The organism is Streptomyces sp. NPDC127084, assembly GCF_042724175.1.
In the GTDB taxonomy this organism is placed as follows: Bacteria; Actinomycetota; Actinomycetes; order Streptomycetales; family Streptomycetaceae; genus Streptomyces.
In genome coordinates this window covers 1-10374 of record NZ_JBHXFA010000051.1, presented here as the reverse complement: position 1 = coordinate 10374, position 10374 = coordinate 1, and the positions used below count along the sequence as shown (strand labels likewise).

10 protein-coding genes are annotated in these 10374 nt (G+C 69.3%); 9 read left to right on the top strand and 1 reads right to left on the bottom strand.

Going from position 1 to position 10374, the window contains the following annotated elements; genetic code table 11:
- Nucleotides 1-138: 138 nt before the first annotated feature.
- From ACFWI9_RS14600 to ACFWI9_RS14565, 8 genes are all read left to right on the top strand, one after another.
- The gene (locus ACFWI9_RS14600; RefSeq protein ID WP_387161904.1) at nucleotides 139-1977 is read left to right on the top strand and encodes an L-aspartate oxidase; all 1839 of its coding nucleotides are present in this window, start codon (nucleotides 139-141) and stop codon (nucleotides 1975-1977) included.
- Nucleotides 1974-3017 carry a carboxylating nicotinate-nucleotide diphosphorylase gene (nadC, locus tag ACFWI9_RS14595; protein WP_387161902.1) on the top strand — a complete coding sequence of 348 codons (1044 nt, stop codon included), beginning with the start codon at nucleotides 1974-1976 and terminating at the stop codon, nucleotides 3015-3017. The genes ACFWI9_RS14600 and nadC overlap by 4 nt, the downstream gene beginning before the upstream one ends.
- On the top strand, nucleotides 3017-3814 hold the full coding sequence (locus tag ACFWI9_RS14590) for a type III pantothenate kinase (protein WP_387161900.1): 798 nt from the start codon (nucleotides 3017-3019) through the stop codon (nucleotides 3812-3814). The genes nadC and ACFWI9_RS14590 overlap by 1 nt, the downstream gene beginning before the upstream one ends.
- Nucleotides 3815-3954: 140 nt before the next feature.
- Nucleotides 3955-4626, top strand: coding sequence for a hypothetical protein (locus ACFWI9_RS14585; RefSeq protein WP_387161953.1), 672 nt, complete (start codon nucleotides 3955-3957; stop codon nucleotides 4624-4626).
- Between the two features lie 14 nt (nucleotides 4627-4640).
- The gene (locus tag ACFWI9_RS14580) at nucleotides 4641-4847 is read left to right on the top strand and encodes a hypothetical protein (protein WP_387161899.1); all 207 of its coding nucleotides are present in this window, start codon (nucleotides 4641-4643) and stop codon (nucleotides 4845-4847) included.
- Nucleotides 4848-5091: 244 nt separating this feature from the next.
- Nucleotides 5092-5628 (top strand): BlaI/MecI/CopY family transcriptional regulator, encoded by a 537-nt coding sequence (locus ACFWI9_RS14575; protein WP_387161951.1) that lies wholly within the window; start codon nucleotides 5092-5094, stop codon nucleotides 5626-5628.
- A 9-nt stretch (nucleotides 5629-5637) separates the two neighbouring features.
- The gene (locus tag ACFWI9_RS14570) at nucleotides 5638-6177 is read left to right on the top strand and encodes an amino-acid N-acetyltransferase (RefSeq protein ID WP_387161898.1); all 540 of its coding nucleotides are present in this window, start codon (nucleotides 5638-5640) and stop codon (nucleotides 6175-6177) included.
- A gap of 166 nt (nucleotides 6178-6343) precedes the next feature.
- Nucleotides 6344-6679, top strand: a complete 336-nt coding sequence (locus ACFWI9_RS14565; protein WP_338677452.1) for an Lsr2 family protein — start codon at nucleotides 6344-6346, stop codon at nucleotides 6677-6679.
- Here ACFWI9_RS14565 and ACFWI9_RS14560 read toward each other — a convergent pair.
- Complete coding sequence (locus ACFWI9_RS14560) at nucleotides 6658-7332, bottom strand: SCO3374 family protein (RefSeq protein ID WP_387161897.1); 675 nt, start codon at nucleotides 7330-7332, stop codon at nucleotides 6658-6660. The two genes, ACFWI9_RS14565 and ACFWI9_RS14560, sit on opposite strands and share 22 nt — an antisense overlap.
- Before the next feature lie 473 nt (nucleotides 7333-7805).
- On the opposite strand from ACFWI9_RS14560, the gene ACFWI9_RS14555 reads away from it, so the two are divergent.
- Complete coding sequence (locus tag ACFWI9_RS14555) at nucleotides 7806-10331, top strand: ATP-dependent Clp protease ATP-binding subunit (protein WP_387161896.1); 2526 nt, start codon at nucleotides 7806-7808, stop codon at nucleotides 10329-10331.
- Nucleotides 10332-10374: the final 43 nt, after the last annotated feature.

Sequence of the window (10374 nt, the reverse complement as noted above, 5' to 3'; positions counted from 1 at the left end):
GGCGGGGGCCGGGCCCCCCGGCTCACCGCCCCCGGGGCGCCGCGGGGCCGCGCGGGGGCCGGCGCGGCGCCCCCCCGCCGCCGGGGTCGGTACGACGAGGCTGATCGACAACATTCCCCTGACCTTCGGAGCGCCGGTATGACCGTCAGGACCGCTGGAACCGCCGGGACCGGAATACGCCTGGACGCCCCCGCACCCGGCTGGGCCATCGAGGCGGACGTCGTGGTGGTCGGCTCCGGTGTCGCCGGTCTGACCGCCGCGCTGCGCTGCACGGCCGCCGGGCTGCGTACGGTGGTGGTCACCAAGGCCCTGCTGGACGACGGCTCCACCCGCTGGGCCCAGGGCGGTATCGCGGCGGCGCTCGGTGAGGGCGACAGCCCCGAGCAGCATCTGGACGACACGCTCGTCGCGGGCGCCGGGCTGTGTGACGAGGAGGCTGTGCGCACCCTGGTCACCGAAGGCCCGGACGCCGTGCGGCGACTGATCGAGACCGGTGCCCGCTTCGACACCGGGACCGACGGCGGGATCGCGCTCACCCGCGAGGGCGGCCACCACCGTCGCCGTATCGCGCACGCGGGAGGCGACGCCACGGGCGCCGAGATCTCCCGGGCGCTGGTCACCGCGATACGCGAGCGGGCCATCCGCATCATCGAACACGCGCTCGTCCTGGACCTGCTGACCGACGACGAGGGCCGCACGGCCGGAGTCACCCTCCATGTCATGGGCGAGGGACAGCACGACGGAGTCGGCGCGGTGCACGCGCCCGCCGTGGTGCTGGCGACCGGCGGTATGGGCCAGGTGTTCGCCGCCACCACGAACCCGGCCGTCTCCACCGGCGACGGCGTGGCGCTGGCGCTGCGCGCCGGGGCCGAGGTGAGCGATCTGGAGTTCGTCCAGTTCCACCCGACGGTCCTCTTCCTCGGCACGGATTCCGAGGGCCAGCAACCGCTGGTCTCCGAGGCGGTGCGGGGCGAGGGCGCCTATCTGGTCGACGCGGCCGGCACGCGCTTCATGGTGGGCCGGCACGAGCTGGCCGAGCTCGCCCCGCGCGACATCGTGGCCAAGGGCATCATGCGCCGGATGCGGGAGCAGGGCGCCGACAACATGTTCCTCGACGCCCGCCACTTCGGCGCCGAGATGTGGGAGCAGCGCTTCCCGACCATCCTCGCGTCCTGCCGCGCCCACGGTATCGACCCGGTGACCGAGCCGATACCGGTCGCGCCCGCCGCGCACTACGCGTCCGGCGGGGTACGCACCGACCTGCACGGCCGCACCACCGTCCCCGGTCTCTACGCCTGCGGCGAGGTGGCCTGCACGGGTGTGCACGGAGCCAACCGGCTGGCCTCCAACTCACTGCTGGAGGGCCTCGTCTTCGCGGAACGGATCGCCACGGCCGTCGCCCATGCCGCCGCGGTCACCGGCACTGCCGCACCGACCGCCCCCAGGCACCCGGTCGACGCTCCGGCAGTCGGCGCCGACGGGCCCGTACCGCTGCTCGCGCCCGAGACCCGTCACGAGATCCAGCGCGTCATGACCCAGGGTGCGGGCGTGCTGCGCTCCGCCGCCAGCCTCGACGCGGCGGCCGAGGCCCTGGAGGCGCTCTACCTGACGGCCGGCCAGGACGCCGGGGAAGGCACCACCCCGGCAGCCGGGGTCGCCAAGGCGGCCGTGCCCGGAGTGGACTCATGGGAAGTCAGCAATCTGCTGCTGGTGTCCCGTGTGCTGGTCGCCGCCGCCCGGGAGCGCGCGGAGACCCGCGGCTGCCACTGGCGCGAGGATCACCCCGACCGCGACGACACCGAGTGGCGCCGCCATATCGTCGTACGGCTCACCCCCGACCGGCGCCTCGTCGTCAGCCGCACCGACACCGAGTCGCTGACGCCCCCCGTCTCCTCCAGCCTGACGTCCTCCGACCCGACGTCCTTCAGCACTTCCCCCAGTCCGAACCCCCTTCCCCCCAGGGAGCCGCAACCGTGAGCACGCCCGAAGAACGTCCCGAGCCCGTGGACGTACCGCTGATCCACATCGGCGCACCCTCCTCCGCAGCCGACGGCGCGGCGGGCTGCGGCGACGACTGCGGCTGCGCGGGCGACGCGGAAGAGATGTACGAGTGCGGTCTCGACCCCGCGCTCGCCGAACTCCTCGCCGACGCCGGGCTCGACCCCGTACAGGTCGAGGACATCGCCCACCTGGCGATCGAGGAGGACCTCGACGGCGGCTTCGACATCACGACCGTCGCCACCGTCCCCGAGGATGCCGTGGCCACAGGCGACTTCACCGCGCGCGAGGCGGGAGTCGTCTCGGGCCTGCGGATCGCCGAGGCGGTGCTGTCCATCGTCTGCACCGACGAGTTCGAGGTCGAGCGGCATGTCGAGGACGGCGACCCGGTCGCAGCGGGCCAGAAGCTGCTGTCGGTCACCGCCCGCACCCGTGATCTGCTCACCGGCGAGCGCAGCGCGCTGAACATCCTGTGCCGCCTCTCCGGTATCGCCACCGCCACCCGTGCCTGGGCCGACCTGCTCGAAGGCACCGGCGCGAAGGTGCGCGACACCCGCAAGACGACGCCCGGACTGCGCGCGCTGGAGAAGTACGCGGTGCGCTGCGGCGGCGGAGTCAACCACCGGATGTCGCTCTCGGACGCCGCCCTGGTGAAGGACAACCACGTCATCGCCGCCGGCGGGGTCGCCGAGGCGTTCAAGGCCGTACGGGAGACCTTGGCCGCGATGGGCACCCCCGGTCTCGCCGTCGAGGTGGAGGTCGACACCCTCCACCAGGTCCGGGAGGCTCTGGACGCGGGCGCCGACCTCATCCTGCTCGACAACTTCACCCCTGCCGAGACCGAGGAGGCCGTCACCCTCGCCAAGGGCCGTGCGCTGCTGGAGTCCTCGGGCCGGCTCACCATCGCCAACGCCCGGGCCTACGCCGAGACGGGCGTCGACTACCTGGCCGTCGGGGCCCTCACCCACTCGTCCGCGATCCTCGACATCGGCCTCGACCTGCGAGAGGCCCAGGACTGATGCTGCTCACCATCGACGTCGGCAACAGCCACACCGTCCTCGGCCTTTTCGACGGCGAGGACATCGTGGAGCACTGGCGCGTCTCCACCGACCCGCGTCGCACCGCCGACGAACTCGCGGTGCTGCTCAACGGCCTGATGGGTATGCACCCGCTGCTCGGTGAGGAACTCGGCGACGGCATCGAGGGCATCGCGATCTGCGCCACCGTCCCTTCGGTGCTGCACGAGCTGCGCGAGGTCACCCGCCGCTACTACGGGGACGTGCCCGCGGTTCTCGTCGAGCCCGGCGTCAAGACGGGTGTGCCGATCCTGATGGACAACCCGAAGGAGGTCGGCGCGGACCGCATCATCAACGCGGTCGCCGCCGTCGAGCTGTACGGAGGCCCGGCCATCGTCGTGGACTTCGGCACCGCCACCACCTTCGACGCCGTCAGCGCACGCGGTGAGTACGTGGGCGGGGTGATCTCCCCCGGGATCGAGATCTCGGTCGACGCGCTGGGCGTCAGGGGTGCCCAGCTCCGCAAGATCGAGCTGGCCCGGCCGCGCAGCGTGATCGGCAAGAACACGGTCGAGGCCATGCAAGCGGGCATCGTGTACGGCTTCGCCGGGCAGGTGGACGGGGTCGTCCAGCGGATGAAGCGCGAGCTGGCCGGCGATCAGGACGAGGTCACCGTGATCGCCACCGGCGGTCTCGCGCCGATGGTGCTGGGTGAGGCCGCAGAGATCGACGAGCACGAACCCTGGCTGACCCTGATCGGGCTGCGCCTGGTGTACGAGCGCAACGCCTCCCGTATGTGACCGTCCGTCCGCCTGGTCCGGCTACCGGCCCTGACCGCTGACTGATGTGCACGCCGCGCCGTAGATGCGCGCTAAACGAATTTTGTCCGATTAGCGCGTATCGTCGGCCCATGCCCACGCCATACGGATCCCGCGGCGGCATGGCGTTCAGTGCAGACGAGCTGCGTGTGCTCCGACGCGCCCTCGCCGTCGCCCTCCATCCCGACCAGCCCCGTGAGAGCGCCACCCTCGCCCAGGACTGCCTACGGCTTGCAGAGTCCGTGGACGAGGCCGTACGCGAGGCGGACCGGCAGCGCGCGTTCCTCCTCGCCGATCTGGTCCGGTACCGCGACGCCCTCCCCGGCTCCGCAGGGGGCTATCTGGAGCTGCTCCAGGAGGCCCTGGCCGCCGGGTACGACCCAGGGCCCGACGACCTGGCCGCCCTGCGCAACCTCCCGCGCAGCACGCCGGACGCGTCGGCTCTGCTGGAGCGCTGCCGAAGACTTGCCGAGCAGTCGGTACGCGCCCGGCTCGCCGCTCGCGTCTCCCCCGGCTCGGCCGCAAGCGGCCCCTCCGCCATCAGCCCGTCCGCTGTCGCTCCTGGTGCTCCCCGTGCCCCCAGGGTCCGGCTGCACGCGCTACCGGGCGGCCGGGCGGCTTCCGCCGGACGGCCGCCGACGTCCTCCGGTGACAAGCAGGACCCGCGTCCGGCGACCCCCAAGCCGGCCCCGGGTTCCACGCCGCGGCCGGACCGCCCGATTCCGACGCCAGGCGAGGTGTTCCCGCCCCGCCGAAAGCCCGCGCCCCCGGCGAAGAAGCGAGCGGCCGGATAGCTACTCTGGGGGGCATGGACTACGTATCCGCGCTCCTGCCCCCCATCGTGATGGCATGTTTCTTCATCGGCCTTGTCGTGACGATCGTCAAGAGTCAGGGCGGCCCGAACAAGGCCAAGGAGGACGCCGCCGTGGACGCGGCGCTGGCCCGTGCGGAGAGCGCCCGGCAGCCCGGGACTCCGGCTGCCGCGGCCACGGTGGACCGTCCGGCCGGGGCCTGATCGCGCGAGCGCGAGTGCGCGATCAGGGGCTGTGATCATTCCGGTCCAGCTCGGTCCAGCTCGGTCCAGCTCAGTCCAGCCGGAATGGTCGGTCTTGATTTTTTTTGGCCGGTTACGACTGGCTCGGTGGTGTACTCATGGGACGTACGGCCGTCTACGGCCGTACGTCCTTTTTCGTGCGCGAACTACGTCAATAGCCATCCTTTCCGACATCTCCGACTATGGTGGCGATGTGCCCCGCCAATTGGGAGAGCTCGAAGACGCCGTCATGACGCGCATCTGGCAATGGAACCGGCCGGTGACGGTGCGGGAAGTCCTGGAAGACCTCCAGCAGGAACGCTCCATCGCCTACACCACGGTCATGACCGTTATGGACAATCTCCATCAGAAGGGCTGGGTGCGCAGGGAAGTCGAGGGGCGCGCCTATCGATATACCGCCGTCTCGACGCGGGCCGCCTACTCGGCCGCGCTGATGAACGAAGCCTGGTCGAAGAGCGACAACCCGGCGGCGGCTCTTGTCGCCTTCTTCGGCATGATGTCGCCCGAGCAGCGCGAGGCGCTCCAGGACGCGATCCGCGTCGTTCAGCCCCGGATGGCGGAAGCCCCGCCCGAACACGAAGCGGACCGGGCGGTGGAACGTGAGGCACGGTCGAGTACGCGACCTCCTCAGGGGGAGCGCCGGGAGGACCGGCAGGGCGGGGACGAGGCCCGGCGGGAAGCACGGGAAGGGGTAGGGGAGGGTCGGGGGCCCGAGGGCGAAGCGGACGGCATGGGGGGATAACGTCCGCACATGTCGTCAGCGCAGCCAATCCCCAATGCCGTAGCAAATGCCGTGACCGTCCGAAGGGCCAGGACCAGCGATGTACCGGCGGTGCGCCGGCTCGTGGATCCGTACGTAAGCGAAGGCATCCTGCTCGACAAAGCCACGGTGACGCTTTACGAAGACATCCAGGAGTTCTGGGTGGCTGAACGGGATGCCGATGCCCGAGTAGTCGGTTGCGGCGCGCTGCACGTGATGTGGGAAGATCTCGCGGAAGTCCGTACTCTGGCGGTTGATCCCCAGGTCAAAGGCGTGGGTGTGGGGCATCAGGTGTTGGAGCAGCTGTTGCACACCGCACGCTGGCTCGGAGTGCGGCGGGTTTTTTGCCTTACCTTTGAAGTTGACTTCTTCGGCAAGCACGGCTTCGTGGAGATCGGGGAGACACCGGTCGACGGAGATGTCTACAGCGAGCTTCTGCGCTCCTATGACGAGGGAGTGGCCGAGTTCCTCGGTCTCGAACGGGTGAAGCCGAACACCTTGGGCAACAGCCGGATGCTCCTGCGCCTGTGATCGAACCCGACCGGAACGTGAACGGGCCGTCGGGCCGAACGCCAGATGTCCGAATCGCGCACGTTTCCCGCCTTCTCGAGGTTCTGAACCTCTCCCAGGGGTTTGTGTTTTTCCGGGAAAAGCGGTTTCCTTTCCGCGTACTGCATTTTCGATGAAAGGAAATCCGGTGGCACAGAAGGTTCAGGTCCTTCTTGTCGATGACCTCGACGGTGGCGAGGCGGACGAGACCGTGACGTTCGCATTGGATGGCAAGACCTACGAGATCGACCTCACCACCGCTAACGCCGACAAGCTCCGCGGTCTGCTGGAGCCGTACACCAAGAGCGGTCGGAAGACCGGTGGCCGTGCCGCGACTGCCCGCGGTAAGGGACGTGTCGCCGCTTCGGGTAACAAGGACACCGCCGAGATCCGCAAGTGGGCCAAGGAGAACGGCTACAGCGTGAACGATCGCGGCCGTGTCCCGGCTGAGATCCGCGAGGCCTACGAGAAGGCCAACGGCTGATTTTCCCGCTGATTGCGGGTGCTGCGGGTATCGCATTTCTTGCGGTTACCGTTGGTACGGGTCGCAGCGGCCGTACGCAGCAGCCGGGCACGGTGGCACGCCGTCGCCGCCGTGTCCACGAGCCGTACGAGGTCGGGCACGCCCCCGGAGCCGGTAGCACGTCCGACGGGGGCCAGTGCCGGTAGCGATGGTTCGACCTCGCACCCCGGCTCCGGGGGCCGCAGCCAGCCCGCGGCCCCCTGTGGGGCACTGATCCGCTCACCGGCGCCCATCGCGGTCAGCTCCAGGCCGATCCCGCCCCACTCCAGCCAGTCGAGCAGTCCGGGCAGCTCGTCCGCGCTGCCCGCTGCGACCAGCAGGCGCATCCTGCGCCCCGCGAGGGCGACCGGACCCGTACGGGCGTACCGCCTCAGCAGGACGAGCCCGGCATCGGCGGGCAGTTCCAGGACGTCGAAGCGCAGCCCGGTCAGCAGTTGTACGGGAGGTCCGTCCGCCGTCGCCCAGCCGAGTTCCTTCTCGTACCAGCGCGCGACGCCGCCGGAAGGCGGCGCCGACAGCGGCAGGGGAGCGCGAGGGGGCGGCAGGGCGGGCGCGGCGGCTGCGGGAGGTGTGAGGGACTCGCAAGGCGTTGCGCAGGGCGCGGTGACGGCCATGTCCGGGCAACTCTCCGGGGCCTCGGTTGGTTACGCAGTGTGGGCTAATGATTGCCCAACGTGTGCATGGCGTGGCGAACTGAGCCTCGAAGTGCCGGTGAAGGGGGCGCGGAAAGAGCGCGAAGGGCGTATTCGGAGGCGCGGAGATGTTCGCCCGTAGCTGAGGGAACCGGCGTGCGCGGCATGGACTGTCCGTGCATACGGGTAAGACATCCCTAGTGGGGACGGATGAACGCGCGGGCTGCGCGGTCTCACGTTCGCCATCGGCGTACACACGGCGGGGCTAACGGCTTGGCCTGCGGGAACATCGTCTCGCACCATCGGGTTGGAGCATTTGTCGGCGTTCGGGGCAGGAGGCCAGCGACGGGTGTCGGCAGTTGGAATGAGCGGTCCCCGCTTGCGGGACTAAGCTGCGGAAGGACAGGGAGGGGATCGACCCCTAACTGACTGACCGCTCTGAGGAGCGATTAACGATGTTCGAGAGGTTCACCGACCGCGCGCGGCGGGTTGTCGTCCTGGCTCAGGAAGAAGCCCGGATGCTCAACCACAACTACATCGGCACCGAGCACATCCTCCTGGGCCTGATCCATGAGGGTGAGGGTGTCGCCGCTAAGGCCCTGGAGAGCCTCGGGATTTCGCTCGAGGCGGTCCGCCAGCAGGTGGAGGAGATCATCGGCCAGGGCCAGCAGGCCCCGTCCGGGCACATCCCCTTCACCCCTCGTGCCAAGAAGGTCCTGGAGCTGTCGCTCCGGGAGGCTCTTCAGCTGGGCCACAACTACATCGGCACCGAGCACATCCTGCTCGGCCTGATCCGCGAGGGCGAGGGTGTCGCCGCCCAGGTCCTCGTGAAGCTGGGCGCCGATCTGAACCGGGTGCGGCAGCAGGTCATCCAGCTGCTCTCCGGATACCAGGGCAAGGAGGCCGCCACCGCCGGCGGCCCGGCCGAGGGCACGCCTTCGACCTCCCTGGTCCTCGACCAGTTCGGCCGGAACCTCACCCAGGCCGCTCGTGAGTCCAAGCTCGACCCGGTCATCGGGCGCGAGAAGGAGATCGAGCGGGTCATGCAGGTGCTGTCCCGCCGTACCAAGAACAACCCGGTGCTCATCGGCGAGCCCGGCGTCGGAAAGACGGCGGTCGTCGAGGGCCTGGCGCAGGCCATCGTCAAGGGCGAGGTGCCCGAGACCCTCAAGGACAAGCACCTCTACACCCTCGACCTGGGTGCGCTGGTCGCCGGCTCCCGCTACCGCGGTGACTTCGAGGAGCGCCTGAAGAAGGTGCTCAAGGAGATCCGCACCCGCGGCGACATCATCCTGTTCATCGACGAGCTCCACACCCTGGTGGGCGCGGGCGCCGCCGAGGGTGCGATCGACGCCGCCAGCATCCTCAAGCCGATGCTGGCCCGCGGTGAGCTCCAGACCATCGGTGCCACGACGCTGGACGAGTACCGCAAGCACCTGGAGAAGGACGCGGCCCTGGAGCGCCGCTTCCAGCCCATCCAGGTCGCGGAGCCGTCGCTGCCGCACACCATCGAGATCCTCAAGGGTCTGCGCGACCGTTACGAGGCGCACCACCGCGTCTCGATCACGGACGAGGCCCTGGTCCAGGCGGCCACACTGGCCGACCGGTACATCTCGGACCGCTTCCTGCCGGACAAGGCGATCGACCTGATCGACGAGGCCGGATCCAGGATGCGCATCCGCCGGATGACCGCTCCGCCGGACCTCCGCGAGTTCGACGAGAAGATCGCGGGTGTCCGCCGGGACAAGGAGTCCGCGATCGACTCCCAGGACTTCGAGAAGGCGGCCTCTCTCCGTGACAAGGAGAAGCAGCTGCTGGCGGCGAAGGCCAAGCGGGAGAAGGAGTGGAAGGCCGGCGACATGGACGTCGTCGCCGAGGTCGACGGTGAGCTGATCGCCGAGGTCCTCGCCACGGCCACCGGTATCCCGGTCTTCAAGCTGACCGAGGAGGAGTCCTCTCGGCTGCTCCGCATGGAGGACGAGCTCCACAAGCGCGTCATCGGCCAGAAGGACGCCATCAAGGCACTGTCCCAGGCGATCCGCCGTACCCGTGCGGGTCTGAAGGACCCGAAGCGCCCCGGTGGCTCGTTCATCTTCGCCGGACCTTCCGGTGTCGGTAAGACCGAGCTGTCCAAGACGCTCGCCGAATTCCTCTTCGGTGACGAGGACGCGCTGATCTCCCTCGACATGTCGGAGTTCAGCGAGAAGCACACGGTCTCCCGGCTCTTCGGCTCCCCGCCCGGATACGTGGGTTACGAAGAGGGCGGCCAGCTCACGGAGAAGGTGCGCCGCAAGCCCTTCTCCGTCGTCCTCTTCGACGAGGTCGAGAAGGCCCACCCCGATATCTTCAATTCCCTTCTCCAGATTCTGGAAGACGGTCGTCTGACCGACTCCCAGGGCCGGGTCGTGGACTTCAAGAACACGGTCATCATCATGACGACCAACCTCGGGACCCGGGACATCTCCAAGGGCTTCAACCTGGGCTTCGCCGCCCAGGGCGACGTCAAGACCGGCTACGAGCGGATGAAGGCGAAGGTCAACGACGAGCTGAAGCAGCACTTCCGGCCGGAGTTCCTGAACCGTGTGGACGACACGGTCGTCTTCCACCAGCTCTCGCAGGACGACATCATCCAGATCGTCGACCTGATGATCGCCAAGGTGGATGAGCGTCTGAAGGACCGCGACATGGGCATCGAGCTCAGCCAGGAGGCCAAGCTCCTGCTGGCGAAGAAGGGCTACGACCCGGTCCTCGGCGCCCGCCCGCTGCGCCGGACGATCCAGCGCGAGATCGAGGACCTGCTCTCCGAGAAGATCCTCTTCGGTGAGCTCCGCCCCGGTCACATCGTGGTGGTCGACATCGAGGGCGAGGGTGAGGAGAAGAAGTTCACCTTCCGTGGCGAGGAGAAGTCCGCGCTGCCTGACGTTCCGCCGATCGAGCAGGCGGCGGGCGGCTCTGGGCCGAACCTGTCGAAGGACGCGTAAGCGCGCTGCGCGCGGATAGCGCGGTAAAGGGGCTGCCCCGGAC